Raw genomic sequence first — 25528 nt, forward strand, 5'->3', positions numbered from 1 at the left:
TCCATGTTTTCCAATTACCGCCAGTACTGGGACCTGACCAAGCCCAAGGTCGTTGCCCTCATTGTCTTCACCGCCCTGGTCGGCATGGTCCTGGCCATCCCCGGCGTGCCCAGCTGGGAGCAGGTGCGCGCAGGCGTGCTCGGCTTCCTCGGTATCTGGCTGGCCGCTTCGGCCGCCGCGGCGATCAACCAGCTGCTGGATGCGCACATCGATGCGCAGATGGCGCGCACATCGTGGCGTCCGCTGGTGGTGGGCAAGGTCAAGCCGTGGCAGGTGCTGGTGTTCGCCGGCGTGCTGATCGTGTTGTCGATGGTCATCCTGGTGCTGTGGGTGAACCTGATCACCGCAGTGCTGACCTTCGCCTCGCTGATCGGTTACGCGGTCATCTACACCGTGTACCTGAAGCGTGCGACCTCGCAGAACATCGTCATCGGTGGCCTGGCCGGCGCGATGCCGCCGATGCTGGGCTGGGCTGCGGTGACCGGCATGCAGGGTTCGTCGGACTGGGCGTACTCGTCGCTGCTGGTGCTGATCATCTTCATCTGGACGCCGCCGCACTTCTGGGCGCTGGCGATCTTCCGCCGCGAGGACTACGCAAAGGCGGAGATCCCCATGCTGCCGGTGACCCACGGCGTGGTGCACACCCGCAAGCAGATCATGGTGTATTCGGTGGTGCTGGCGCTGGTCTGTCTGCTGCCGTACCTGGTGGGCATGAGCGGTGCGTTCTACCTGGGCGGCGCGATCGTGCTCAATGCGGTGTTCCTCTGGTACGCCTGGCGCATGCTCAATCCGCCGGACGAACTGTTCTCGATGAAGATGTTCTATTACTCCATCGTCTACCTGATGGCGCTGTTCGCCTTCCTGCTGGTGGACCACTGGATCCTGCCCTGGTTGTAGAGTCGAGCCATGCTCGACTCGGGGGCGGATCCCCGTCGGGGCTCTGACCCGGTCTGACGGTGGGCGCATCCACGCATGGCGTGGATCTACTTGAACCGCGGTTGCTGTGTCGCCATTGCTGTTCCTGACCTCAAGGAAAGGAAGGCGCAGGGATGCATTCGATCTTCCGCTGGACCAGCGCGCTGCTGCTGGCGCTCGGCATGGCCCTCAATGCGCATGCCGACGACACCGCCGTGCAGATCCGCCAGCACGCCGGTGAGCATCGCCTGCTGGTGCTGGGTGAATTTCACGGTACCCGCGAGACACCGCTGCTGGTACGCCAGCTGGTGGACGACTACAGCCGTAACGGCCCTGTCGTGCTGGCCCTGGAACTGCCGCGTGCAGAGAACCCTGCGCTGCACGACTATCTGGAATCCGATGGCGGGGCCGCGGCGCGCCAGCACCTGCATGGCCGCGCGTTCTGGACCGTGCGCGATGACCAGCATGACGGCCGCCGCAGCCGCGACATGCTGGCGATGATCGAAGACCTGCGTGCGCTGAAGGCACAGGGTCGTGCCATCGATGTGGTCGGCTATGACGTCGACAACAGCGATGGCGGCAACCAGGCACGCGATGACCGCATGGCGGCCGAGCTGCGGCGGCTGTACCGGCGACTGCCGGCTGGCGCACGCATGCTGATGCTGACCGGCAACGTGCACGCCATGCTGCAGCGCCCGCAAGGTATGCCGCCGGAAATGCAGATGCACCCGATGGCGTCGCAGCTGCGGGACCTGGATATCTACAGCGTACGGTTGGGCGCGCAGCGTGGTCAGGCGTGGAGATGCGCGGGCCGCTGCGTGGCGCGGTCACTTCCAGAGCAGGTGGCCACGGCGCCGCGGGTCGATGCCGATGCGAAACGGCCGTACGACCTGTGGGTGTGGATGCCGGAGTTGAGCGTCGGCACGCTGGTGGGCCCGTAACGGCAGGCAACCCATCCACGCATGGCGTGGATCTACTGGTGGTTCACGCCATCGGTGGGAGTAGAGCCACGCCATGCGTGGATGGGCTCTCACGGAACCCGGCGCAGCCAGTGTCGGGTTTCGCCCGGGATGGCTGCAACTGCGCCCATCGACCAAGCCGTCGCGCTGTAGGGTTTTGCCGCGCTGTCAGCTTCCTGCACGCAAGGCGTCACAGATACCGACTGTTCCACCAGACCGGATCATCAACAGTAGATACACAGGTATTGCGGGATGACTCGCAATTCTGTGGAGCAATCAATGAGATGTCATGTTTCTCTGCCCATCGTTCTGTGTGCCGCGCTTACCTGCCTGGCTGGCAATGCGGCAGCAGAAGTAAAAGCACTGAGTCGGGCCAACTGCATTGGATTCATCAACGAATCCGTGACCTATGAACGGCCCTAGTTTCGCAATTTTCAGGGGTCGGCCGTAACCAGGCACGTTCCCCTCGGGAACATTGAGCCGAAGCATGCTTTCGGTGCGCCTAACAATGGACTGTACTCCTGGCGATTTTACGCAGGCGATGGCAGTGATCCAGAACGAATGGTTGTTCACGGATATCACACATGGGTGCTGGGCGGACGCGTATTTACGCAATCCACGAGTGCGGTCGATTGCCAACTTTCGGAGTGGTGAGCATCATGAAGAGTCTTTGCTTTATCGCATTCTCGCTGGCCACGTCGATGTCAGCTCAAGCATCCCAGAATGAACCTGCTCCCGATGCGGTAGGGAGCTGGCTACACCAACGCGCCATGCAGGCTGCAATGCAGGAGGCCTCGGCAATGGGAAGATCGTCCGCCAGCGTGGGCAGCTACCAGATGGTGAAACTGGCAGACCTTGATGCCCCCCGAGAAGTGAAGCGGCAGCTTCGCGATGACATCGAACGATCCAACGGTGTCGTGCGGGTTGCAGCAGGGAGCATCCCAACGCAGGCCGAAATGCTGGCTGCCGTGCCGCGGACTCACCGCTCAACTCCAGAACTGCGCCAGCGCCTGCCGCAGCCACCCAGCAGGCTGGAAAGCAGCCTGCTGGGCGCAGCCGAGATGATTGGCATGGAGCCCAGTGGTGCGTTGGAGGGTGGAAAGTCCTCGGGCTTGAGCCGTTTCTACCGGCTGGAGGGTGTCGGCATCGTGGAGTTCAGCGAGAACAACTTCCTCGCTGCGGGCATGCAGATCGAGGTCATCGCGGAGGCGCAGAACACCGTGGTGGACGGCAAGCCCGCTCACCTCGGGAAGGTTGTGGATAGTGTCGGCCGTACTCGGGTTGAGCTTGCCTGGACGGGAGACAGCAAGACCTACAGTCTGACCGTCACGGGCGAGCCGGGCAGCGACGTGGAGCGCAACGCCCGAGTGCTGCACGACATCGCCGCGGCCATCGTGGATTAGCGGCGGCGTATGCGTCATCCACGCATGGCGTGGATCTACTGCGGGTTCACGCTATCCGCGGTTTGGTAGATCCACGCCGCGCGTGGATGGGCTCTCTACAAAAACCCGCGCGCCCAATCAGGGCGCGCGCTTCGCATACCGCTGCGCGATCACACCGCAGACGATCAGCTGGATCTGGTGGTAGATCATCACCGGCAGCACGATCGCGCCGAGGCTTCCACCGGCGAACAGCACCTTGGCGATCGGCACGCCGGTGGCCAGGCTCTTCTTCGAGCCGCAGAAGACGATGGCGATCTCGTCCTCGCGGTTGAAGCGCAGGCGACGCGCGATGAAGGTGATCAGCGGCATGGCGATGCCCAGCAGCACGGCGGCGACCACCGCCACGGCCAGCAGCGACAGCAGCGGTGTCTTGCTCCACAACCCTTCGGTTACCGCTTCGCCGAACGCCGAATACACCACCAGCAGGATCGTGCCCTGGTCGGTGTAGCGCAGCAGCGCGCGCTGCTTCTCCACCCAGCCGGCAATCCACGGCCGCAGCAGGTGGCCGGCCACGAACGGCACCAGCAGCTGCAGCATGATGCCGCCGATCGCGTGCAGTGGGTCATGCACGCCGCCGGAGGTGCCGGCCAGCGCGGTCAGCAGCAGTGGGGTCAGGAACACGCCGAGGATGCTCGACAGCGAGGCGCTGCACACCGCTGCCGGCACGTTGCCGCGGGCCATGGAGGTGAACGCGATGGACGACTGCACGGTGGACGGCAGGGTGCACAGGAACAGCACGCCCAGGTACAGCTCCGGAGTCAGCAGCCAACCCGACAGTGGCTTGAACATCAGCCCCAGCAGCGGGAACAGGATGAAGGTGCAGGCCAGGATGGTCAGGTGCAGCCGCCAGTGCAGCATGCCGCCGATGATCGACTCGCGCGGCAGGCGCGCGCCATGCAGGAAGAACAGCGCGGCGATGGCGACGGTGGTGACATCGTCGAGCACGATGGCGGCGGCGCCCTTCATCGGCAGCAGCGAGGCCAGGCCGACGGTGCACAGCAGGGCGAGGGTGAAGTTGTCCGGTCGCAGGCGCGACCACCAGCGGGTCATGGTGGGCAGAGTCCTTGGTGCGGAGGGTGGTTCAGGGCGAGGTGACCGGTGTGGCCAGGCGCTGACGGGTGGCGGCTTCCAGCGACTTCAGGCCGGCGCGCTGGCCGAGCTGAAGCGCCTGCTCCGGGCTGGCATGTTCATAGCGGGCATTGACCAGGCCGAGCACGGCACCGGCGCGGTTGCCGGAGGCGCAGTGCAGCAGCACCGGCCCCTGGCTCTGCTGCAGGGCCTGGTGCACGGCGCGCACATTGGCCGCATCCAGGCCCTCGGCGCCGGCCACCGGAATGCGCACATAGCGCAGGCCCAGCGATTCGGCCGCGTGGATTTCATCGAAGCCGCGGTCTTCGTCGGACTGGCGCAGGTCGATCACGGTGCGCACGCCCTGCGCGGCCAAGGCCTGCAGCTGCGCGGCACTGGGCTGGCCGCCGACATACAGGCCGGGGCGGACTTCGTTCAGGGGCGCGTCTTCGGCCAGGGCCGTCAGCGGCAGGCAGAGCGACAACAACAGCAGGCAGGTCAGGCGCAGCAGCATGGTCCTCTCCGTGAAAACGTTCTGCCCGCTACAGGCGCAGTCCGGCGCGCGCCTTCAGCAGCTCGCGCAGTTCGTATTTGTCAGTATCGTCCAGGCCCTGCTGGCGCTGCTTTGCCAACAACTCCTCCAGACGTTGCACCAGCAGCTGTTTCTCCAGCTGGGCCACTGCGTCGTGCAGTTCCTGGGTCCAGCTGGCTTCGGTGCCGGGCAGCGTCTGTGCGGCCAATGTATGCAGCGAGGCCTGTTCCTCGCGGCCGTCGAAGTGTTCCAGCAGGGCGCCGGTGCTGATGTCCGGGCGCTGTTCGACCAGCCCCAGCAGCTCCAGCAGCAGTTCCACACCAGGCAGGCGAAGGCCCTGGAAGTGATGCTTGCCGCCCAGGGTCAGCGCCAGCGACGGCTGCTGCAGCAGCACGGCGATCGCGCCGCGCACCAGGCTGCGCCTGGCCACTGGCTGGATCGTGCGCGAAGGCTGGCGTTGCGGCATCGACGTGCGTGCAGCCTGGGCGTTGCCGCCGAGCCCGGTCAGCTGCGCCAGCTGCTGCTTCATCAGGTCGCCGAAGGCACCGTCGGGAATCTGCGCCAGCATCGGCTTTGCGCGTTCGGCCAGGCGCGCCTTGCCGTCCAGCGTGCCCAGGTTGATCTCGCGGGTCAGTTCATCGAAGAAGAACTGCGACAGCGGCGTGGCCTGCTTCAGGCGCTCGTTGAAGGCCTCGGTGCCTTCCTTGCGCACGATGGTGTCCGGGTCTTCGCCATCGGGCAGGAACAGGAAGAAGGCCTGGCGGCCGTCCTTCATGCGCGGCAGCACCGACTCCAGCGCCTTCCAGCCGGCGCGGCGGCCGGCGGCGTCGCCGTCGAAGCAGAAGAACACGTCCGGCGCGTTGCGGAACAGCAGCTCGGCATGGTCCGGCGTGGTTGCGGTACCCAGTGTTGCCACCGCCTGGGTGACACCGAACTGGAACAGCGAGACCACGTCCATGTAGCCCTCGACCACGATCAGCCGCTCGATCTTCTGGTTGGCCTGACGCACCTGCCACAGGCCGTACAGTTCGCGGCCCTTGTGGAACAGCGCGGTTTCGGGCGAGTTGAGGTACTTGGGGCCGTCGTCCTTCTCGAACACGCGGCCACCGAAGGCGATCACCCGGCCACGGCGGTCGAAGATCGGGAACATCACCCGGTCGCGGAACTTGTCGTAGACGTGGCCGCGGTCATTCTTCGAGAACAGGCCGGCGCGGTCGAGCAGCTTCATGCGCCGCTCGTCCTTGCCCAGTGCATCGCGCAGCCCGCTGTACCCATCCGGGGCGTAGCCGATCTGGAAGCGCGCGCGGTTCTCTTCGTCCACGCCACGCCCATCAAGGTAACTGCGTGCCTTGTCGCTGCCTTCCAGGTTCTTCTGGAAGAACCGGGCAGCGGCATCCAGTGCCGAATACAGCTCGCGGCTGTCGTCCTGCTGCTGGGGGCTGCGCGGGTTCTCGTTGCGCGGTACTTCCATGCCCGCGCGCTTGGCCAGCTCATCCACCGCGTCGAGGAACTCGAGGCGGTCGTAGTTCATCAGGAAGCTGATCGCGGTGCCGTGCGCGCCGCAGCCGAAGCAGTGATAGAACTGCTTGGTGGGCGAGACCGTGAACGACGCCGAGCGCTCGTCATGGAACGGGCAGCGCGCGGCGTACTCCTTGCCCTGTCGCTTCAACGGCACGCGGCTGCCCACCACCTCGACGATGTCGGAGCGGGCGAGCAGATCGTCGATGAAAGCGTCGGGGATACGGGCCATGGGCAACAGAACGGGGCGCGGCCGCAGGGCGCGCAGCAGGGGCGGCAGGTTCCCCTAGTTTACTCGCTGGCGGTGCCGGGGCTGGCCTGTTCCGCATCGGCCCCGGCCCTGGCCAGTTGCGCCCGTGCATGCTGCCGTTCGTCGATCACCGCGGTCATCAACGCACCGACGAAGAACACGGCGGTGGCGTAGTAGATCCAGACCAGCGAGATCACCAGCGCGCCCATCGAACCGTAGGCGCTGCCCGGGGCCACCGTGGCGATGTAGACGCCGATGCCATAGCGGCCGAGGGTGAACAGCACCGAGGTGATGGCACCGCCGATGAAGGCCTGGCGCCAGGCCACGCGGCGGTCCGGCAGGTAGTGGTAGAGGAAGGCGAAGGCCAGCGTGTACAGCAGCAGCGAGGTCAGGTAGCCGATTGCCGGCAGTACCGAGGGCAGCTGCGCGAACACCACCTGCAGCGCAGTGGTGGCGGTCATCGACAGGATCAGCAGGAAGCCCAGTGCCAGCACCACGCCGAACGAGAACACGCGTTTGCGCAGCCAGGCCTTGATGCCTTCCAGACGCTGGCCGCTGGTGTGGAAGATCCGGTTCAGCGCGTTCTGCAGCTGGGCGAACACGGCGGTGGCGCCGATGAACAGCAGCAGCGTGCTCCACAGCCCGGCCAATGAACCGACGCTGGGCTGGCTGTTGGCGTTGTGCAGCACGGTGTCGGCGACGCTGGCCACGCTGCTGCCGGCCACCGAACCGATCTGGCTGATCAACGTCTGTTGTGCCGGTGGGTACAGCGAGGCGGTCAGCCACAGCAGCAGCACCAGCAGCGGTGCCATCGACAGCAGGGCGTAGAAGGAGACCGAGGCGGCCTGGGTCAGCACGTCGATTTCGACGAAGCGCTTGGTGACGGCCATCGGGAAGCTGTCCTGCAGGCGGTCAGCGTAGTGGCGAAGCCGTGCGGGAATGCCGTGGGGACGCGTGTCGGCGGGGGAGTGCGATTGCTCGACCATGGGGATGTTGTAGCAGCCGGGGGTCGAAGGTGCGGTGAAGCGGGTGCATCAATGGGGTCAGAGCCCTTCCGCGATGCGAAAGGGATCCGACCCCGGCAATGGCTTACGCCAGCTGCTGCTTGACCAGCTTGGAGACCAGACCCATGTCGGCCTGGCCAGCGAGCTTGGGCTTCAATGCGCCCATCAGCTTGCCCATGTCGGCCGGACCGGAAGCGCCGGTCTCGGCGATGGCGGCCTGGATCGCGGCGACGATCTCGGCTTCGCCCATCTTGGCCGGCAGGTAGGCTTCGATGACCACGATCTCGGCGCGCTCGATCTCGGCCAGGTCCTCGCGGTTGGCGGCTTCGAACTGGCTGACCGAGTCCTTGCGCTGCTTGACCATCTTGTCGAGCACGGCGATCACGGCGGTGTCATCCAGCTCGATGCGCTCGTCCACTTCGCGCTGCTTGATGGCGGCGTTGATCAGGCGGATCACGCCCAGCTTGTGCTTCTCGCCCGCCTTCATGGCGGCCTTCATGTCTTCGGTGAGCTGCTGCTTCATGCTCATGAGGAACCTCGTGGTGGTAGGTGGGGCAGGGCGGATGCCCGAACCCGGAAACGCAAAAAGCCGGCGACGCTCGCGCGTGCCGGCTTCGGCTCCATCGCGACAGGCAAGCCCATCGCAATGAAGATGCGTCCGATCAGTACAGGCGCTGACGCTTGGTAACGTCGCGCGACGAGCGGCGCAGCTGACGCTTCACAGCAGCGGCGGCCTTGCGCTTGCGCTCCTGGGTCGGCTTTTCGTAGAACTCGCGCTTGCGGGTTTCGGCCAGCACACCGGCCTTTTCGCAAGTGCGCTTGAAGCGGCGAAGAGCAAACTCGAAGGGCTCGTTCTCGCGGACTTTGACGCTGGGCATGGAATCTCCGGGACACAGTAGAACCGGGTCACGCCCGGCGAGCCGCACATTATAGCGGCGAATAGACAAACTGCAAGCGGCCAACCCTGAATACGGGCCAGAGGTTCGAAAGCAGTGAGACCTGCACGTCCCCCGAGGGGGCGGCAGGGGCGTCATAATAGCAGGCATGCGAGTCCTTGGCATCGAATCTTCCTGTGATGAGACCGGCGTGGCGGTGTATGACACCGACCTGGCCGGCAGCGCGGCCCTGCGCGCCCATGCGGTCTACAGCCAGATCGCCCTGCACGCCGAATACGGTGGTGTGGTGCCCGAACTGGCCAGCCGCGACCACGTCCGCAAGCTGCTGCCGCTGGTGCGACAGACCCTGGCCGAAGCCGGCCTTGGCGTGGACGACATCGACGGCGTGGCCTATACGGCCGGGCCCGGCCTGGTCGGGGCACTGCTGGTCGGCGCGGGCGTGGCGCGGTCGCTGGCCTGGGCGCTGGAGGTGCCGGCAGTGGGCGTACACCATATGGAAGGCCACCTGCTGGCGCCGTTGATGGAAGACGACCCACCGGAAGCGCCGTTCGTGGCGCTGCTGGTGTCCGGTGGGCATACCCAGCTGGTGGCGGTGGACGCGATTGGCCAGTACCGCCTGCTGGGCGAGACCCTGGACGATGCGGCCGGCGAGGCCTTCGACAAGACCGCCAAGCTGATGGGCCTGCCGTACCCGGGCGGCCCGCAGCTGGCCAGGCTGGCCGAGCAGGGCACGCCGGGGGCCTACCGCTTCGCGCGGCCGATGACCGACCGCCCGGGGCTGGATTTCAGCTTCTCCGGCCTGAAGACCCAGGTCCTGATGGCCTGGCGCGACAGTGACCAGAGCGAACAGACCCGCGCCGACATCGCTCGGGGCTTCGAAGACGCCGTGGTCGAGACTCTGTCGATCAAATGCGAGCGCGCGCTGGAAGCGGCCGGCACCAACGTGATCGTGGTGGCTGGCGGCGTCGGCGCCAACAAGCGCCTGCGCGCACGCCTGCAGCAGATGGCCGAGCGCCTCGGCGGACGGGCCTGTTTCCCGCGGCCGGCACTGTGCACCGACAACGGCGCGATGATCGCCTTCGCCGGCGCGCTGCGGCTGCAGGCCGGCCAGCACAGCCCGCCGAAGGTGGACGTCACCCCCCGCTGGGACATGGCGACCCTGCCTGCGGTGTAAGCCCCGGAACCGGTAGCGCCGGGCCATACCCGGCGGACGCATTACGGACGCCCTGCCAACGGCGACGCCGCTAATACCGTCGTTGCCCGCTCATGGCGTTGCAACCAGCCCAGCGTATGCGGGCAGCGCGCATGGATCAGCCGCCCGATCGCAGCCAGGTCGGCACCGATGTCGCGTTCCAGGATGGGTTCGTGGTGGGCGATCCGATTGCGCAGGAGGCGGATGCGTCCGATGTCTGCGTGGATGCTCGTGCGGACGACGCTGAGAGCATTCTGTGGCGCGTTCGGCAACGCAATCTTCAAGCCCCGCGTCCAGATGGCTCCCTCGAAGCGCCGCGTGAAAAGCTGCTGCCAGAACGCGAAGCGAAGGCTGGCGATGATCTCCTGAGTGTCCATCCGACGACCAGCCTGTCTATGGAGATCCTGCAAGGCCGACAACGCGCCATCTGCTGGCATCCGCTGCAGCAGTGCAGGATGCCAGGGCCAGCGCGGCCCAAAGGCATGCGCCAGCGCCGCGGCCACCGCGTTGCGGATTACGATTTCACAGACGTGCAGGGGGGATAGCAGCGCGCCGCACATCTGCATGTTCCATACGTAAAGCGAGGCGGCATCCAAAGAGTGCCGGTCCGCGATACGTTTGTACGTCGCCCACCGTGGGCGTGACAGCGCTGCCTGCAGGATTCGTTGCTCTCTCATCAAATGCGGGACCACATGGCGGATCATCAGCCTGCGCTGGTTGCCGCTGGCGTGATATCGGGCAATGCCGCCGCGTCAGGCAGCAGAATTCCTGTATTGCCCTTGGCTTCCTCCAGCATGTCGCGATTGACTCTGGACCGTCGAGGGAATGAACGTCATGATCTGCATCGTGTGCTTCGGGACTCGCGGCTGGATTCCAGCTCCCCCCGAGGACGTTGAGAGGTACCAAAGGGCCCCGCTAGCAGGGCCCTTTGTTTTTTGGAAATGCGGGTATAGTCGGAATCGCCTCTTGATCCGCAGACCTCACCCGCTTCAATTTCGACGCCTGCGCCACCGGGACTCGCGGCTGTTCAACAGCTCCCCCCGGGGACAAGCGGTAGTACCAGAGGGCCCTGCTAGCGGGGCTCTTTGTTTTTCCCAGTGCCGCATTCCTGCCGGCCACCCACCGCCCGTTCCGGGCAGGCTCACCGTCGTGCCGTTACCATGGCCCCCTGTATTCGGGCTGGTTAAGCGCAATGGACAAGGTTTTCATCGAGGGGCTGACGATCGACGCCCTGATCGGTATCTACGATTGGGAACGACGGATCCGCCAGGACCTGGTGTTCGACCTGGAAATGGGCTTTGACAACCGTCGTCCCGCGGCCTCCGACGACATCGCCCATACCCTGAACTACAAGGCGGTGAGCAAGCGCCTGGAGCAGTTCGTGCGCGAGTCGGAATTCGGCCTGGTCGAAACCCTGGCCGAGCGCTGCGCACAGATCGTGCTGGACGAATTCGACGTGAAGTGGCTGCGTCTGAAACTGAGCAAGCCGGGCGCGGTGCGTGGCGCGCGCGCGGTGGGCGTGATCATCGAGCGCTCGCGGGACTGATCCGGTAGTGCCGGCCGCTGGCCGGCACCCCCAACAACAACGACAACGCAAGGAGACAACTGATGGTGGACGCGGTGGTGGCGGTACAGTGGCTGGAAAAGCTGCAGAACACACTGGAACCCTATCCCGGCGCCTACCTGGCGTTGATGATCACGGCGCTGCTGGTCGCAGCGGGCCTGGCCAACTGGGTGACCAAGCGCATTCTCGTGCGCGGCCTGCGGCGCCTGCTGCAGCGCCTGCCCGGCGCCGAGTCCGGGCGCGGCAGCCACTTGATGCGGGTCATTTCGCGCCTGTCCAACGTGGTGCCCAGCCAGGTGATCGCCTCGGGCATCTCCCTCATTCCCGACCTGCCACCCGGCCTGGTCAACGTCATCATCAAGCTGTGCATCGTATGGGCCGTACTGACGGTGTCGATGGCGTTCTCACATGCGCTGGACGCGGCCAACAGCCTGTACGAGCGCAAGCCCGATGCGCGCAACAAGCCGATCAAGGGCTACCTGCAGGTGGTCAAGATCGTGGTGTTCGTGGCCGCCGGCTTGTCCATCATTGCGACCCTGCTGGGGGTGAAGCTGGGCCCGCTGGTGACCGGCCTGGGCGCGGCCACCGCAGTGCTGATGCTGATTTTCCAGGACACCATTCTGTCGCTGGTGGCCAGCGTGCAGATCAGTGGCGATGGCCGCGTGCGCATCGGCGACTGGATCGAGATGCCCAGCCAGAACGCCGATGGTGACGTCATCGATATCGCGCTGCACACCGTCACGGTGCAGAACTTCGACAAGACCATCACCACCATCCCGACCAAGAAGCTGGTGACCGAGTCGTTCAAGAACTGGCGCGGCATGCAGGAGGCCGGTGGCCGCCGGATCAAGCGCGCGCTGTACCTGGACCAGCACAGCGTCGGTTTCCTGGACGAGGGTGATCTGGCCTTCCTCGGCGAATTCGCGCTGCTGCGCGACTACCTGCAGGCCAAGGAGCAGGAGCTGGGCCAGTGGAACGGGCGCCTGCGCGAGCAGGGCGTGGCCGAGGTCAACAGCCGCCGGGTGACCAACCTGGGCACCTTCCGTGCGTACGTGGAGCGCTATCTGCGCAGTCACCCGGGCATCCATACCGACATGACCCTGCTGGTGCGGCAGCTGCAGCCGACCACCGAGGGCCTCCCGCTGGAGCTGTACTGCTTCACCCGCAGCACCGCCTGGGGCGAGTACGAGGCGGTGCAGTCGGACATCTTCGACCACCTGCTGGCGATCCTGCCGGCCTTCGGCCTGCGCGTGTTCCAGGCCTCCAGCGACGCCATGTTGATGGCCGGGCAGCGCCAGTTGGCCGGCTCGGAGTAAGCTGCGGTGCCCCCGGCGGGGCCATACGGACCCCGCTGATGGCTGAAACTGAATGAAGAAACCTCTCGCCAAATCGCCCGGGATCGCTAGAATGCCGGGCTTGTAAACGTTTTCATCAAGGACTGCCGGTGGCCTCCGATCGCATCGAATCCCTCATTGCCCAGATGACCGTCGAGGAAAAGGTCGGCCAGCTGGGTGTCTTCGCGGACATGGTCCGCCCGTTCGCCCCGGACGTGAACCCGGAAGCCAACGTGCGCAATGCCGACCAGGTGCTGCAGCAGGTGCGCGAGGGCAAGGTCGGCTCGCTGTTCAATGGTGTGGGCGCCGAGCTGGGCCGCCGCATCCAGCAGGTCGCCACCGAAGAGAGCCGCCTGGGCATTCCGGTGATCCTGGCCGCCGACGTCATCCACGGCATGCGTACCGTGTTCCCGATCCCGCTGGGCGAGGCCGCCAGCTTCGAACCGGAGCTGGCCGAGCGCACCGCCCGTGCCACCGCCGTCGAGGCCACCGCTGCCGGCCTGCACTGGACCTATGCGCCGGCGGTGGACATCGCCCGCGACCAGCGCTGGGGCCGTGGTGCCGAAGGTGCCGGTGAGGACGTGGTGCTGGGCTGTGCATTCGCCGCCGCCCGCGTGCGCGGCTTCCAGGGCAGCGACCTGCGCGCTGCCGATTCGCTGCTGGCCACGCCGAAGCACTTCGCCGCCTATGGCGCGGTGATGGCGGGCATGGAATACAACATGGTGGACATCTCGCCGCAGACCCTGCGCGACGTGCACCTGCCGCCGTTCAAGGCTGCGTTCGACGCCGGCGCGATCACAGTGATGTCCTCGTTCAACGACATCAACGGCGTGCCGGCCAGCGCCAACGCCGAACTGCTGACCGACATCCTGCGCGGTGAGTGGAAGTTCCCGGGCGTGGTGATCTCGGATTACACCGCCGACATGGAACTGGTCGCGCACGGTTATGCCGCCGACGACCGCGATGCCACCGCCAAGGCGTTCACCGCCGGCCTCGACCTGAGCATGCAGAGCGGCTTCTACGCCGAGCACCTGCCGGGCCTGGTCGAGAGCGGCGAGGTGCCGATGGCGGTGCTGGATGAAGGCGTGCGCCGCATCCTGTGGCTGAAGGAAACCATCGGCCTGTTCGACGACCCGTACCGTTCGCTGGATCCGGCGCGCGAAGCCGATACCTCGCACATTGCCGCACATGACGCGCTGTCGCGCGATGCCGCGCGCCGTTCGATCGTGCTGCTGAACAACCGTGACAACGTGCTGCCGCTGCAGAAGACCGGGCAGAAGATCGCGCTGATTGGCCCGTTCGTGCAGGACCGCGAGAACATTGAAGGCTGCTGGACGCTGTTCGGCGACAAGCAGCGCTACGTGGATCTGGAAACCGGCGTGCGCGCCGCCATCGGCGATGAAGCGCTGCTGGAAATCGTGCCGGGTTGCGATCTGGAAGCGGCGATTCCGGGCGGTACCGAAGCGGCCGTGGCCGCCGCGCTGCGCGCCGACGTGGTGGTGCTGGCGCTGGGCGAACCGCAGCGTTACAGCGGTGAAGCGCAGTCGCGCGTGGAGATCACCCTGCCGCCGGCACAGCAGGCGCTGGCCGAAGCGGTGGCGATGACCGGCAAGCCGCTGGTGGTGCTGCTGCGCAATGGTCGCGCGCTGGCCCTGCAGGGCGCCGTGCGTAATGCGCAGGCGGTGGCGGTGACCTGGTACCTGGGCACGCAGACCGGCCATGCGGTGGCTGATGTGCTGTTCGGTGACTACAGTCCGTCCGGCCGCCTGCCGGTCAGCTTCCCGCAGGTGTCTGGTCAGCAGCCGTACTTCTACAATCACCCGCGCACCGGCCGCCCGGAACTGCCGACGATGTCGGAGTTCAAGGCCCGCTGGCGCGAGATTCCGAATGAACCGCTGTACCCGTTCGGGCATGGCATCGGCTACACCACCTTCGCCTACGGTGCGCCGCAGCTGAGTGCGGCGCAGCTTGGCTGGGACGACAGCCTGATCATCACCACCACGCTGACCAACAGCGGCGACGTGGCCGGCGAGGAAGTGGTGCAGCTGTACATCCACGACCGCGTGGCCAGCCGCGTGCGTCCGGTGCGCGAACTGAAGGACTTCCGCAAGGTGGCGCTGCAGCCGGGCGAGTCGACCGAAGTGGCGTTCACCCTGACCCGCGAGCAGTTGGCGTTCACCGGCCGCGACGGCGTGCTGCGTGCTGAGCCGGGCCAGTTCGATGTGTGGGTGTGCGCGTCTTCGGCCGCCGGTGAGGCGGTGCAGTTCGAGCTGCTGAAGGCCTGATCGAGAAAAAGGGGACGGAGGGGATTAAGTCGTTTGTGCCATAAACGACTTAATCCCCTCCGTCCCCTTTTTTTGTTGTCCTCACTGGGGCGGCGCTACCATCGGTGTTCTTGAACCGATGGATGCCCGCGCATGCGCACGATCGCTGTGTTGATTCCCGCCCTGTTGCTGGCGGCCTGTTCGCAGCCGGCACCGCCGGCCGAGCCTGCGGTGGATGCACCGCCACCGATGGAGGCCAGTGCCGCGGCGACGCCTGCGGCTGAACCGGCGAAGGCTGCTGCCGAGCCGGCCGGCGCCGCACCGACGGATGCGCCCGCGGAAGACGCGCGTGCGCGCATTGAAAGCCTGCTCGGCGATGCCGCGCAGTACGAAAAGGTGTTCAACGCGTTCAAGACCGCGGTGGTCGGCGGTGATCGCGCTGCGGTGGTGGAGGAAGTGGGCTTCCCGCTGAATATCGCTAACGGAAGGAAGATCACCGGCCCCGGTGAGTTCCAGCGCAACTACGAGAAGATCATCACCCCGGCGGTGGTCAAGGCGGTGTCCGGGCAGGACTTCGGCAAGGTCTTCGTCAACCAACAGGGCGTGATGATCGGTGACGGGCAGGTGTGGTTGAACGGGCAGTGCCTGGACAAGGCCTGTGCGCAGACCGAAGTGAAGGTCATCACCATCCAGTGAACGCAGACGGCCCCGCGTGCGGGGCCGTTGCGGGCAAACATGCCGGCCAGCGGCCGGCACTACCATCCTGTCAGGTTTTCGGGGTGAGCTTCAGCAGGCGCGCCTTGTTGCCGTCTTCCAGCAGCCACAGTGCGCCATCCGGGCCCTGTTCCACTTCGCGGATGCGCTCGCCCATGTTGAAGCGTTCGGCTTCGCGCGCGCTGTCACCATCGAATGCCACGCGCACCAGCGAGGTGGAGGACAGGCCACCGATGAAGCCGCTGCCCTTCCACTGCGGGAACAGGTTCCCGCTGTAGATCACGAAGCCGGCCGGCGAGATGACTGGCGTCCAGGTCACCTTCGGGGCGGCGAACTCCGGGCGGGTATCGTGGTCGGGAATCGGGCGGCCGTCGTAGTGGTTGCCGTTGGAGACGATCGGGTAGCCGTAGTTGGCGCCGCGCACGATCAGGTTCAGCTCGTCGCCGCCGGCCGGGCCCATCTCGTGCGCCCACAGCTTGCCGTTGGCATCGAAGGCCATGCCGAGGATGTTGCGGTGGCCCAGCGACCACACCTGCGCGGCAACCCCGCCCTGCGAGGCGAACGGGTTGTCGGCCGGCAGGCTGCCATCGTCGTTGAGGCGGATGATCTTGCCGAGATTGCTGCCCATGTCCTGCGCCGGATCGAACTTCTGGCGCTCGCTGGAACTGATCCACAGCTTGCCGTCCGGGCCGAAGACGAGGCGGTGGCCGTAGTGGCCCTCACCACTGACCTTGGGGCTCTGCCGCCAGATCACCTTCAGGTCCTTGAGCTGGCCGGCACCGTTGGCGTCCAGCGCCAGCGTGGCACGGGCCACGGCGGCACCGCGGGTATCCAGCGTGCCTTCCTCGGCGTAGCTGAGGTAGATCACGTGGTTGCTTGCGAACTGCGGGTGCAGGATCACATCGCCGAAACCACCCTGGCCACCGTAGGCGACCTTCGGAACGCCGGTGATCTCGTGTTTTTGGCCGCTGGCCAGGTCCAGATGCTGCAGCTTGCCGCGCTTTTCGGTGACCAGCAGGCTGCCATCGGGCAGGAAGGTCATCGCCCAGGGCTGATCGAAGCGGCTGACTTCGGTGGCGGTGAACGGGCGTTGATCGGCGGCGGTGGATGCCGTGGCCGTGGCTTGGGTGCAGCTGGCGGCCGGGTCGGCGGCGTTGCAGGCGGAGGTGGCGAGGATCGGCACCAGGCCGAGGGTGAGCAGCAGGGGTATGCGGGTCATGGGTATCTCCAGGACGGGGATGCGGATGGCCGGGCTGTCCCTTGTATACCACTTGCACGATCATCGTCGTGGCCTGAAGGTCCCGCGCCCCCTGTGCGGCGGCAGCGGGATCGTCTAGGGTGGGCACGCCCGGGCAAAGCGTGCCCGCCTGCCTGCCAAGGATCTGCAATGAGCACAGCCATGCCCCACAAGCCGTCCACTGCCTTCATCGCCGCCTCCTGGGTGGCCCTGCTGCTGGGTGCGGCGGCCTACCTGATCGGCCTGTTCAACGCCACGATGGCGCTCAACGAGAAGGGCTACTACCTGACACTGCTGCTGTTCGGCCTGTTCGCGGCGGTGTCGCTGCAGAAGAGCGTGCGCGACCGCGTCGAGGGCATTCCGGTCAGTGGCCTGTACTACGCGCTGTGCTGGTTCGCGCTGCTGTCGGCGCTGATGCTGCTGCTGGTCGGCCTATGGAATGCCACCCTGGCGTCGAGCGAGAAGGGCTTCTACGGCATGGCGTACGCGCTGTCGCTGTTCGGTGCGGTGGCCGTGCAGAAGAACACCCGCGACCTGATCGCCGCCGGTGGCGGTGAAGGCAAGCGCAGCACGGCCGTGCCGCCGCTGCCGGAACAGGAATGATGCAGCAATGGTGGCGCCGGGCCATGCCCGGCGTTGCCGCATAACGGGTCCGTCAGGGGCCGCGTGCCAGGCGCGGTTCCACCTGCTGCGCTTCCTCCCAGCCACGGCGCACGGCACTGCGTGCCTGCGCCCAGTCCAGGCGGCTGCGGCCTCGTTCACTGGCCCAGCGTGATTCCAGCTCGCCTTCCACTTCCTCGTAGGCGCGGATCATGTCCTGCGCACGTGCGGCGTGGCCGATGCGGTAGGCCGGCTCGTAGTCCTCGAAGAACAGCTGGTCGTCGTAGTACGGCTCGGCCGTGTAGCGTTCGCGCCAGTAGTTACTGACCGCATCGCGCGGTGTGCTGTCGTCCGGTACGCGGCCGGGAATCTGGTACTCGGTCATGGAAGGGCTCCGTTGTGGACGAAACCTGATCGTGCCTGCGAGGCGGTTAACGGCCCGGTCCGGCAGCGTGAAGGGCGAGTCTGTAGAGTCGAGCCATGCTCGACTCATGCACCCCAAATCCCAGTCGAGCATGGCTCGACTCTACAGTTCGGGCTTTCGCGGCAGCTTGTAGATCACCGCGCCGATGGCGAACGCGACCAGTGCGGCGGCGATGTTCTGCCAGCTCGCACTGGCGAACAGCGCAACGCACAGCAGCAGCGCCAGCACCGGAATAAGCGGGCCGCCCGGCAGCTTCAACGCACCAGGGCGATCGGCATAGCGCTTGGCCAGCACCAGTACTGCAGCGGCAGTACCGATGTAGGCGAACAGGCGCGTGGTCATCGACAGCAGCGCCAGCTGCACGAACGAACCGGACAGCGCCAGGCCGAGTGCGATCAGGCCCTGGCACAGGATCGATGCGGCCGGGGTGTGGAAGCGTGGATGCACCTGGGCCAGGATCTTCGGGCCGTAGCCATCGCGGGCCAGCGCGAACAGGAAGCGCGGGCCCATCATCATCGTGTTGCTGTTGGTGCCGAGGATGGAGATGGTGGCGCCGACGGTCAGGATCAGCGCCAGTGCCTCGCCACCGAAGCCTGCGGCGGCGTCGGCCAGCGGCGTGGCCGAACTGGACAGCCCGGCCAGCGTGCCCTGCGCCACCACCTGCACCGCTCCATAGATGACGGTGACGGTGATGATCATGGTGATCAGGGCGAATGGAATATCGCGGCGCGGATTACGGTACTCGCCGGCGGCCGCCGGAATGTTCTCGAAGCCGGCGTAGGCGTACAGCAGCAGCAAGGCGGCTTCGCCCATGCGCTGCAGGTCATGCGGGTCCGGGCGCTGGCCGGAGAAGGCCAGCTGCGGATCGATGTAGAACGCACCGATGGCCACGAACAGCAGCAGCGGCAGCATCTTGCCGATCACCAGCACCACGCCGGTGCGCGCGGCCGAGCGCACGCCAATGATGTTGACGCCAGTGAGGAAGCCCAGCGACACCACGATCACCGCGATGCGGCCCATGCCGGCGCCGGCCCACGGCCAGAAGCGCGCGACCGCATCGGCCAGTGCATTGCTCAATGCGGCCGCCGAGCTGATGCGGGTCAACCAGATCATCCAGCCGATCTCGAACCCGGCAAATCGCCCGAACGCCTCACGGGCATACAGGTAGCTGCCACCGGGTTCATCGAAGTAGCTGGCGGCCTGCGCGTAGCACAGCACCAGCAGGGCAACGACGATGCCGGCGGCGACCACGCCCCACAGGCTGAAGGGGCCGAGCAGGGCGACGGTGGCGGCCGGCAGCAGGTAGATGCCGCTGCCGATCACATCGTTGATCGACAGGCCGACGATCTGCCAGCGGCTGACCGCGCGCTGCAGCTGCGGTTCGTCCTGCGCGCTCAACGGGCGTCTCCGCTCAGTGCGGGCAGCTGCCAATGGGCCTGCAGGCGCGTGTACTCGGCGCGCGGCAGCAGCACGAAGCGCGGCGTATCCTGCGGGCGCAACCAGTCCAGCAGGGCCTGCATGCGCGCCTGCGGCATGGCGGTGCAGCCGGCCGTGGCCTCGCCGGGCTGGCGCCACAGGTGGGCGAAGATGCAGCTGCCCTTGCCGGGCTGGTTGTCCGGGTTGTGGGCGATGACGAAGCCTTCCCGGTAGCGCACGTCGCCCTTGTTGTGCAGGTCCAGCCGCATCGGCTCGGTGGAGCCCTTGACCGCTGCACTGCCGACCTTCTTTTCATCCACGATGCGGTTGTAGAACGGAGAGCCGGGCACATCCATGCAGTAGCTGCTGTCCAGCATCGGCTGGTAGGGCATGGCGGTGCCGGGGCGTGTAACGGCATAGCCGAACGCGCTGCCCAGCGCGAACACGCCGGCCGGGCTGCGGCCATCGCCTTCCTGTTTCTGCGGGCCGTCGGCCTGCGCCGGATGCAGGCCCAGCCCCCAGGCGCTGCCGGTACGGCCGAGCGCCACCGGGAACGCCTGCCCATGCGCATGCCAGCCGTTGCCATCGCGCACATAGGCCTGCAGTTGCCCCTCGGTGCTGTCCCAGCTTTCGCTGGTGACCACGATCAGCTGGCGCGCGCCATCCAGCGGCGCGGCGTGGGTGGACATCGCTGCAGCAAGCAGCACGGCAGTGGTGGCAAGGCGGACCAGCGATTTCATCAACGTGCGCTCCGGTCAGGAATCCAGCAGGTGGTCGATCCGCTCCAGGTTCACCGCCAGTTGCTGCTTGCGGTCCGGATTGGCGTGGCAGAGCAGCACGAACAGGAAATCGAGCAGCGCGTGCATGGCGCTACGGTACAGCAGCTGCGCGACCTGCGGCGTGCGGTCGTGCGCACACACCACCAGCGTTGCATCGGCATGCGCGCGCAGCGGGTTGGCGGTGTGGCGGGTGATGGAAATCACCTTGCCACCCATGTCCTGGAACTGCCGCGACAGCTGCGAGAGCTGGGGCAGGTTGCCGAACTCGGAGAACATCAACAGCGCGTCACCGGGGCGCGCGGCCGACAGGTTGGCCAGCATCAGGATCGGGTCGGTATGCGGCACCACCAGCAGGCCGAGCAGCGACAATCGCATGGCGAACTCACGCGCGTACAGGCCGTCGTCACCCAGGCCGTACACGAACAGCTTCGGCGCGCCGTCGAGCAGCTGCACGATGCGCTCGATTTCCCCGCGCGGGTTGGCCTGGCGGGTTTCCTCTTCGGCTTGTGCCTTGCTGCGGCGCAGGGCCTCGCCCAGGCGCAGGTAGTCATCGCCGCTGTCGGGTTCGCTGGGCGCCTGCTGCGGGTCGGCACCGGCGCGAGCCACATCCTGGCCGATCGAGTACTTCAGGTCCGGGTAGCCCTTGAAGCCGAGCTTCTGGCTGAACTTCACCACGCTGGACTGGCTGATGCCCAGAGCGCTGGCCAGCTGCTGGGACGAGTAGTCGCGCAGCAGGTGGGCGTTGTCGAGAATGAAGTCGGCGATGCGACGCTCGATGGCCGACATCTGCCCGCGCTCGGAGCGGATCTTCAGCAGGGGCGGCATGCGGGGAGTCCGGGCAAGGATAGGCGCGTTGCGGTTGGCAGCGTAGAGAGTGTCATGGAATGGGCCGGGCGGGTGCCAGACGCGAGGGGGGTACGGGGTAGAGCAGAAGCAGGAGCATCCACGCATGGCGTGGATCTACCCGGAGCTGCTGTTGAGTCCGCCTTCAAGTGAGCCGAGCACCGCAGGTCCGGCGAGGGCGAAGAGGCGCGGGTGTCTGAGCGCAGCGAGTTCCGCGCCGTCCCTTGACGGACCGAGGAGCGCAGGGCACCGACGTGCGCAGCACGTCGGCTCGCGGCTGGCGGAGCGTTTCTTTTGGTTACTTTTCTTTCCGCAGAAAGAAAAGTAACGCGCGACCCAACGTCAGTGGCACGCAGCGTCAGCCGAAAGGCCGAAATCAATCCAGCATCTCCAGCCCACGCACTTCGGTGATGCCCAGCCCCGGTACGTCGCTGATGCTGATCTCCGATTCGTTGAAATGCACGCCGCCGCTGACCGGGTCGAACTGGCCCAGCGAGGGGCCGTCGAGGTCGACCTTGGTGATCACATCGCTCTTGGCCACCGCCAGGTGCACGGCCGCGGCCACGCTGATGCTGGATTCGATCATGCAGCCGATCATGCAGGGCACACCGTAGATACCGGCGATGTCGGCGATGCGGATCGCGTTGGACAGGCCGCCGGTCTTCATCAGCTTGATGTTGATGATGTCGGCCGCGCGCTGCTGGATCAGGTCCATCACCTGGCTTGGGCTGAACACGCTTTCGTCGGCCATCACCGGCGTGTTGACGCGGTCGGTCACGTACTTCAGGCCACTGATGTCGGCGGCCTTCACCGGCTGCTCCAGCAGCTCGAGCACCACGCCCGCTTCCTCCAGCGTGCGCATGGCATGCACCGCCTGCTTGGCGGTCCAGCCCTGGTTGGCATCCAGCCGCAGCAGGGCGCGGCCTTCCACAGCAGCGTGGATCGCCTTGACCCGTTCGATGTCCAGGCCGATGTCCTTGCCGACCTTGATCTTCAGCGACTCGAAGCCGCGTTCGATCGCCGACAGCGAATCGGCCACCATCTTGTCGATGTAGTCCACGCTGATGGTGATGTCAGTGGTGATCACCGGGTCGCCGCCGCCCAGCATCTGGTACAGCGGCGCGCCATGCAGCTGTGCCCACAGGTCGTACAGCGCGATCTCCACCGCCGCCTTGGCGCTGGTGTTGCGCTCCATCGCGGTCTGCACCAGACCGCACAGGCGATTGAGGTTGGCCACGTCCTGGCCGATCAGGCGCGGCGCGATGAAGTGACGGATCGCCTCAATGATCGAGCCGTGGGTATCACCGGTGATCACCGCGGTGGCCGGCGCTTCGCCGTAGCCGGTGTGGCCGGTGTCGGTGCGGATCAGCACCACTACGTCTTCCACGGTTTCCACCGTGCGCAGGGCGGTCTTGAACGGTGTTTTCAGCGGCACGCGCAGCATGCCCAGTTCGATGGCAGTGATCTTCATTCAGGGGGTCTTGGCACGCAGGCGTTGGATGTTGGTGATGCGGTCGATGTAGCGGACGCTGTCGCTGGCCATCATCGGCTCCAGCGGGGTGACCGAAACACCATTGAGATGGGCCTGCACACGCTTGCCGTCAGCACCGAACCAGCTGCCGCCCGCCGTATCGTGGATCACCCAGGTGCGGCCGTCGACGTGGCCGATGGCCATCATCACGTGGCCGGGGATGTAGACCAGATCGCCCACCTGCAGATCGGTGACGGCGCGGTCGCGCACGGCCTTGCCGTCCTTGCCGGTGAATGGCACGCGGTCCAGCGCCGGGCTGACCGCCTGCGCGCTGGTATTGCGCGGTAGGAGCACGCCGAAGCTGCGGTAGATCTCGGAAACGAAACCGCTGCAGTCGCGGGTGTCGTAGTCGTGGCCCCAACCGTAGCGCTCGCCGAGGAACTTGAAGGCCTGCTGCAGCAGCAGGCGTGGGGTCAGCGGCAGGTAGTCGGCGGCGGTGTCCTGCGAGCGCGGCAGCAGCGCCGGTACCAGTTTCAACCGGCCATCGGCTTCGCGGACCGGCAGCTGAACCACCCACGCGGCGTGCGCCTGCTGGCCGTTCACCGGCTCTGACGCCGGCCAGTCGGCCAGCACCGGCAGCCGCACGCCCATGTCCAGCTGCAGGCGCGAGACGCGTGGTTCTTCCGGGGTGTAGGCAGTCTGCGCGGTGGCGCCGGTGACGATCCGGTACGGCCCCTTCGCGCCGTAGCCGAGCACGGTGGCTTTGTCGCCGCTGGCGATGGCATCGGTCTCGATCCACGCGCTGTAGCGTTCGCTGTGCACGAACAGCCAGCGGCCATCGGCACTGCGGTGGACCACCGCGACCTTGTCGCCGGGGAACAGCGCCGACTCCTGGAAGCGATCGATGTCGGTGTCACCGACGCTGCTGAAGACGCGCTCGCGGGTGGGGAAGGTGCGCAGTGCAGCGCGCTTCACCACCAGCCCGTATTGCGGTGTCGTCTGCGCGGGAATGGACTGCAGGCCCAGATTGGCTTCGGTCGCGCTGCGCAGTGCCGTCGCAATGGCCTGGCCCTTGTCGTTGTACAGAGTGCGGGTGGGCCAGCTCGACAGCGCGGTGATGCTGGCACGCACCGCCGCCGCATCAAGCTGCTCGGGCAGTGCGGCGATGTCCTGGATGTGGCTGTCCTGTGAGCGCATCCGTGCGTTCTGTGCCTCGATCTGGCTGCGGTCCAGGATCGGCACATCGGCGTTGTCCAGGCGCGCGGCCCAGTACTGGGGGGTGAGGTAGGCCTCGTGCAGGCCGATCACATAGGGCAGCGGCGCGCCCGGGTCGGGCGGCGGGGCCGCCTGTGCAAAGGCCGGTGCGGCCAGCAGGCACAGGGCCAGGGTCAAGCGGCGTGGCCAATGCCGATGCCGTTCGCGGGAAGCCAGGATCATGCGCTGCAAACCCTCCTCGAATGCCTGTTGGAATATTTATTCCTTTTGGCATCGAAAGCAAGAATAAATTATTGACCGGCATCCCGGCCCGTGTTACACAGCCGTTACCACCCGCGCTGGGGAAGTGTCGCTGTGGATCCTGCCGTTCGCAAACCACGTCTGCCTGCCACTGCCGGCCTGTGTGCCGCGCTGCTGCTGTGGGCGTGGTCGGCGGGAGCGGAGCCGCCCCCCTCGGCCATCCAGTTTGCGCGGGTCGTGCAGATGATCGACGCGGGACGGTTCTCCGAAGCCGGCAGCGAACTGAACACCTGGTCGGCCGCCGACGCGGCGGAGCCTGGCGTCAGTTTCGACGACATCGCGTTCCAGGAAGAGCGCATGCGCCGCATCCGCCTGGATTTTTCCCTCGACGAAGCCGCCACCAAGTCTGCCGTGCGCCGCTGGATTCCCGACCTGACCGACGAGGAATTCGCGCGGTGGGATCAGCTCGGCCTGATTGAGCATCTCGACATCGATGGCACGCGCTGGTACTTCAAGCGCGCACCGTCGAACCTGTTCCTGCTCAGCGACGAGGCACGTGCGCGCCGCCGCGCGGATGCACCGATGCCGGCGCCGGGCCCAAACGAGGTGCTCAACGCGCACCACGCACGCGTGCTTGCCGCAGCGAAACAAAGTGGCCAGGCGTCGGTACTGCCGCAGCGCATTGAATTCACCCAGTCGCTCACGGTGAAAGCCGATGCGGTGCCGGCCGGCGAGACCGTACGCGCCTGGATTCCCTACCCGCGCGAGATGCCCGGCCAGCAGGAGCAGGTGCAGTGGCTGGGCAGCACCCCGGGCAAGGCGCGCGTGGCGCCAGCCAGCACCCTGCAGCGCACGGCCTATCTGGAAGCCAAAGCGGTGGCTGGGCAGGCGACCCGCTTCGAGGTCCGCTATGCGGTCACGATCCTGGCCCGGCATACCGCGATCGATCCGGCCAAGGTGCAGCCGACACCGGCCGATCCGGCGCTGAAACCCTACCTGGCCGAGCAGCTGCCGCATGTGCGCTTCACGCCAGCGCTGAAGCTGTTCTCCGACCAGGTGCTGCAGGGGGAAACCCACCCGTATGAAGTGGTGCGCAAGCTGTTTGCTGCCGTGGATCGCATTCCATGGGCTGGTGCGCGCGAGTACTCCACGATCAGCAACATCAGCGATTACGCGCTGCATGCCGGGCATGCCGACTGCGGCCAGCAGACCCTGTTGCTGATCGCGCTGCTGCGCCTGAACGGTATTCCCGCACGCTGGCAGTCGGGCATGGTGTTCTCCGGCGATGGCAGTGGTTACAACAACCTGCATGACTGGGGGCAGGTCTACCTGGCGCCGTATGGATGGCTGCCGATGGACGTGGCCACCGGCGCACTGGCCAGCGACGTGCCGGCCCTGCGCGATTTCTACCTGGGTGGCCTCGACGGCTACCGCATCGCCTTCAACGACGATTTCGGCCAGGCCCTGGTGCCGGCCAAGCAGCACTTCCGCTCGGAAACGGTCGACTCGCAGCGCGGCGAGGCCGAGTGGGCAGGCGGCAACCTGTACTTCGACCAATGGAGCTACGACTTCCAGTGGCGGGTACTGCCAGCCGGGCAACGCTAGCGCGACACATCGCATTCCACACCATTCAATTCTTGCAGGAGAGAGC

General features: G+C 66.4%; 24 protein-coding genes. 10 read left to right on the forward strand and 14 right to left on the reverse strand.

Translation table 11 applies throughout. The features are described from left to right. Positions 1 to 3: 3 nt before the first annotated feature. From cyoE to ACZK3W_RS01620, 3 genes are all read left to right on the forward strand, one after another. The gene (cyoE, locus tag ACZK3W_RS01610; protein WP_010484229.1) at positions 4 to 897 is read left to right on the forward strand and encodes a heme o synthase; all 894 of its coding nucleotides are present in this window, start codon (positions 4 to 6) and stop codon (positions 895 to 897) included. Positions 898 to 1049: 152 nt separating this feature from the next. Continuing rightward, entirely contained in the window at positions 1050 to 1856 is an 807-nt protein-coding gene (locus tag ACZK3W_RS01615; protein WP_125895672.1) for a calcium-binding protein, read from the forward strand. 668 nt (positions 1857 to 2524) lie between these two features. Further along, complete coding sequence (locus ACZK3W_RS01620) at positions 2525 to 3277, forward strand: hypothetical protein (RefSeq protein WP_478450335.1); 753 nt, start codon at positions 2525 to 2527, stop codon at positions 3275 to 3277. A gap of 117 nt (positions 3278 to 3394) precedes the next feature. On the opposite strand, the gene ACZK3W_RS01625 is transcribed toward ACZK3W_RS01620, so the two are convergent. The 6 genes from ACZK3W_RS01625 to rpsU form a co-directional block, all read right to left on the reverse strand. Then, positions 3395 to 4366 (reverse strand): bile acid:sodium symporter family protein, encoded by a 972-nt coding sequence (locus tag ACZK3W_RS01625; RefSeq protein ID WP_049421191.1) that lies wholly within the window; start codon positions 4364 to 4366, stop codon positions 3395 to 3397. A gap of 31 nt (positions 4367 to 4397) precedes the next feature. Beyond that, entirely contained in the window at positions 4398 to 4898 is a 501-nt protein-coding gene (locus tag ACZK3W_RS01630) for a protein tyrosine phosphatase family protein (RefSeq protein WP_125895675.1), read from the reverse strand. A 28-nt stretch (positions 4899 to 4926) separates the two neighbouring features. Then, on the reverse strand, positions 4927 to 6666 hold the full coding sequence (dnaG, locus tag ACZK3W_RS01635) for a DNA primase (protein WP_478450336.1): 1740 nt from the start codon (positions 6664 to 6666) through the stop codon (positions 4927 to 4929). Positions 6667 to 6725: 59 nt separating this feature from the next. After that, positions 6726 to 7670 carry a YihY/virulence factor BrkB family protein gene (locus ACZK3W_RS01640; RefSeq protein ID WP_125895677.1) on the reverse strand — a complete coding sequence of 315 codons (945 nt, stop codon included), beginning with the start codon at positions 7668 to 7670 and terminating at the stop codon, positions 6726 to 6728. Between the two features lie 103 nt (positions 7671 to 7773). Next, positions 7774 to 8217, reverse strand: coding sequence for a GatB/YqeY domain-containing protein (locus ACZK3W_RS01645; protein ID WP_004153909.1), 444 nt, complete (start codon positions 8215 to 8217; stop codon positions 7774 to 7776). A 133-nt stretch (positions 8218 to 8350) separates the two neighbouring features. Next, the gene (gene rpsU / locus ACZK3W_RS01650; RefSeq protein WP_002808376.1) at positions 8351 to 8566 is read right to left on the reverse strand and encodes a 30S ribosomal protein S21; all 216 of its coding nucleotides are present in this window, start codon (positions 8564 to 8566) and stop codon (positions 8351 to 8353) included. A 166-nt stretch (positions 8567 to 8732) separates the two neighbouring features. Between rpsU and tsaD the strand changes: the two genes are divergently transcribed. Next, positions 8733 to 9758 carry a tRNA (adenosine(37)-N6)-threonylcarbamoyltransferase complex transferase subunit TsaD gene (gene tsaD, locus ACZK3W_RS01655; protein WP_134968963.1) on the forward strand — a complete coding sequence of 342 codons (1026 nt, stop codon included), beginning with the start codon at positions 8733 to 8735 and terminating at the stop codon, positions 9756 to 9758. A gap of 41 nt (positions 9759 to 9799) precedes the next feature. On the opposite strand, the gene ACZK3W_RS01660 is transcribed toward tsaD, so the two are convergent. Beyond that, the gene (locus ACZK3W_RS01660; protein WP_032130383.1) at positions 9800 to 10453 is read right to left on the reverse strand and encodes a hypothetical protein; all 654 of its coding nucleotides are present in this window, start codon (positions 10451 to 10453) and stop codon (positions 9800 to 9802) included. Positions 10454 to 10968: 515 nt separating this feature from the next. Between ACZK3W_RS01660 and folB the strand changes: the two genes are divergently transcribed. From folB to ACZK3W_RS01680, 4 genes are all read left to right on the forward strand, one after another. Further along, positions 10969 to 11322, forward strand: a complete 354-nt coding sequence (gene folB, locus ACZK3W_RS01665; protein ID WP_025878255.1) for a dihydroneopterin aldolase — start codon at positions 10969 to 10971, stop codon at positions 11320 to 11322. A gap of 62 nt (positions 11323 to 11384) precedes the next feature. Further along, on the forward strand, positions 11385 to 12656 hold the full coding sequence (locus tag ACZK3W_RS01670; protein ID WP_478450337.1) for a mechanosensitive ion channel family protein: 1272 nt from the start codon (positions 11385 to 11387) through the stop codon (positions 12654 to 12656). 128 nt (positions 12657 to 12784) lie between these two features. Then, positions 12785 to 14959, forward strand: a complete 2175-nt coding sequence (locus ACZK3W_RS01675) for a glycoside hydrolase family 3 N-terminal domain-containing protein (RefSeq protein ID WP_478450338.1) — start codon at positions 12785 to 12787, stop codon at positions 14957 to 14959. A gap of 132 nt (positions 14960 to 15091) precedes the next feature. Further along, positions 15092 to 15634 (forward strand): hypothetical protein, encoded by a 543-nt coding sequence (locus ACZK3W_RS01680; protein WP_478450339.1) that lies wholly within the window; start codon positions 15092 to 15094, stop codon positions 15632 to 15634. A 70-nt stretch (positions 15635 to 15704) separates the two neighbouring features. Here ACZK3W_RS01680 and ACZK3W_RS01685 read toward each other — a convergent pair whose 3' ends face one another. After that, the gene (locus tag ACZK3W_RS01685; protein ID WP_478450340.1) at positions 15705 to 16871 is read right to left on the reverse strand and encodes a PQQ-dependent sugar dehydrogenase; all 1167 of its coding nucleotides are present in this window, start codon (positions 16869 to 16871) and stop codon (positions 15705 to 15707) included. Between the two features lie 168 nt (positions 16872 to 17039). Between ACZK3W_RS01685 and yiaA the strand changes: the two genes are divergently transcribed. Further along, positions 17040 to 17492 carry an inner membrane protein YiaA gene (gene yiaA, locus ACZK3W_RS01690; protein WP_478450341.1) on the forward strand — a complete coding sequence of 151 codons (453 nt, stop codon included), beginning with the start codon at positions 17040 to 17042 and terminating at the stop codon, positions 17490 to 17492. Between the two features lie 52 nt (positions 17493 to 17544). On the opposite strand, the gene ACZK3W_RS01695 is transcribed toward yiaA, so the two are convergent. The 6 genes from ACZK3W_RS01695 to ACZK3W_RS01720 form a co-directional block, all read right to left on the reverse strand. Continuing rightward, positions 17545 to 17874, reverse strand: coding sequence for a hypothetical protein (locus ACZK3W_RS01695; RefSeq protein ID WP_107432956.1), 330 nt, complete (start codon positions 17872 to 17874; stop codon positions 17545 to 17547). A 141-nt stretch (positions 17875 to 18015) separates the two neighbouring features. Next, positions 18016 to 19311, reverse strand: a complete 1296-nt coding sequence (locus ACZK3W_RS01700; protein WP_032130380.1) for an APC family permease — start codon at positions 19309 to 19311, stop codon at positions 18016 to 18018. Beyond that, the gene (locus ACZK3W_RS01705) at positions 19308 to 20069 is read right to left on the reverse strand and encodes a L,D-transpeptidase family protein (RefSeq protein WP_478450342.1); all 762 of its coding nucleotides are present in this window, start codon (positions 20067 to 20069) and stop codon (positions 19308 to 19310) included. The genes ACZK3W_RS01700 and ACZK3W_RS01705 overlap by 4 nt, the downstream gene beginning before the upstream one ends. Positions 20070 to 20084: 15 nt before the next feature. Further along, complete coding sequence (locus ACZK3W_RS01710) at positions 20085 to 20933, reverse strand: MurR/RpiR family transcriptional regulator (protein WP_180838749.1); 849 nt, start codon at positions 20931 to 20933, stop codon at positions 20085 to 20087. Positions 20934 to 21327: 394 nt separating this feature from the next. Then, positions 21328 to 22422, reverse strand: coding sequence for a dipeptide epimerase (locus tag ACZK3W_RS01715; RefSeq protein WP_201117957.1), 1095 nt, complete (start codon positions 22420 to 22422; stop codon positions 21328 to 21330). Continuing rightward, entirely contained in the window at positions 22423 to 23859 is a 1437-nt protein-coding gene (locus tag ACZK3W_RS01720; protein ID WP_478450343.1) for a C40 family peptidase, read from the reverse strand. Positions 23860 to 23991: 132 nt separating this feature from the next. On the opposite strand from ACZK3W_RS01720, the gene ACZK3W_RS01725 reads away from it, so the two are divergent. After that, positions 23992 to 25482 (forward strand): transglutaminase-like domain-containing protein, encoded by a 1491-nt coding sequence (locus ACZK3W_RS01725; protein ID WP_478450344.1) that lies wholly within the window; start codon positions 23992 to 23994, stop codon positions 25480 to 25482. Positions 25483 to 25528 lie beyond the last annotated feature (46 nt).

Source organism: Stenotrophomonas sp. 80084_Sma, assembly GCF_056481995.1.

Bases quoted from the DNA above. Each gene is read 5' to 3' on its own strand.
- ACZK3W_RS01705 (WP_478450342.1), bottom strand. From the start codon at position 20,069: ATGAAATCGCTGGTCCGCCTTGCCACCACTGCCGTGCTGCTTGCTGCA.
- ACZK3W_RS01660 (WP_032130383.1), bottom strand. From the start codon at position 10,453: ATGAGAGAGCAACGAATCCTGCAGGCAGCGCTGTCACGCCCACGGTGG.
- ACZK3W_RS01695 (WP_107432956.1), bottom strand. From the start codon at position 17,874: ATGACCGAGTACCAGATTCCCGGCCGCGTACCGGACGACAGCACACCG.
- cyoE (WP_010484229.1), top strand. From the start codon at position 4: ATGTTTTCCAATTACCGCCAGTACTGGGACCTGACCAAGCCCAAGGTC.
- ACZK3W_RS01640 (WP_125895677.1), bottom strand. From the start codon at position 7,670: ATGGTCGAGCAATCGCACTCCCCCGCCGACACGCGTCCCCACGGCATT.
- dnaG (WP_478450336.1), bottom strand. From the start codon at position 6,666: ATGGCCCGTATCCCCGACGCTTTCATCGACGATCTGCTCGCCCGCTCC.
- ACZK3W_RS01615 (WP_125895672.1), top strand. From the start codon at position 1,050: ATGCATTCGATCTTCCGCTGGACCAGCGCGCTGCTGCTGGCGCTCGGC.
- ACZK3W_RS01630 (WP_125895675.1), bottom strand. From the start codon at position 4,898: ATGCTGCTGCGCCTGACCTGCCTGCTGTTGTTGTCGCTCTGCCTGCCG.
- ACZK3W_RS01670 (WP_478450337.1), top strand. From the start codon at position 11,385: ATGGTGGACGCGGTGGTGGCGGTACAGTGGCTGGAAAAGCTGCAGAAC.
- ACZK3W_RS01685 (WP_478450340.1), bottom strand. From the start codon at position 16,871: ATGACCCGCATACCCCTGCTGCTCACCCTCGGCCTGGTGCCGATCCTC.
- yiaA (WP_478450341.1), top strand. From the start codon at position 17,040: ATGAGCACAGCCATGCCCCACAAGCCGTCCACTGCCTTCATCGCCGCC.
- rpsU (WP_002808376.1), bottom strand. From the start codon at position 8,566: ATGCCCAGCGTCAAAGTCCGCGAGAACGAGCCCTTCGAGTTTGCTCTT.
- ACZK3W_RS01625 (WP_049421191.1), bottom strand. From the start codon at position 4,366: ATGACCCGCTGGTGGTCGCGCCTGCGACCGGACAACTTCACCCTCGCC.
- ACZK3W_RS01710 (WP_180838749.1), bottom strand. From the start codon at position 20,933: ATGCCGCCCCTGCTGAAGATCCGCTCCGAGCGCGGGCAGATGTCGGCC.
- ACZK3W_RS01680 (WP_478450339.1), top strand. From the start codon at position 15,092: ATGCGCACGATCGCTGTGTTGATTCCCGCCCTGTTGCTGGCGGCCTGT.
- ACZK3W_RS01645 (WP_004153909.1), bottom strand. From the start codon at position 8,217: ATGAGCATGAAGCAGCAGCTCACCGAAGACATGAAGGCCGCCATGAAG.
- tsaD (WP_134968963.1), top strand. From the start codon at position 8,733: ATGCGAGTCCTTGGCATCGAATCTTCCTGTGATGAGACCGGCGTGGCG.
- ACZK3W_RS01715 (WP_201117957.1), bottom strand. From the start codon at position 22,422: ATGAAGATCACTGCCATCGAACTGGGCATGCTGCGCGTGCCGCTGAAA.
- ACZK3W_RS01720 (WP_478450343.1), bottom strand. From the start codon at position 23,859: ATGATCCTGGCTTCCCGCGAACGGCATCGGCATTGGCCACGCCGCTTG.
- folB (WP_025878255.1), top strand. From the start codon at position 10,969: ATGGACAAGGTTTTCATCGAGGGGCTGACGATCGACGCCCTGATCGGT.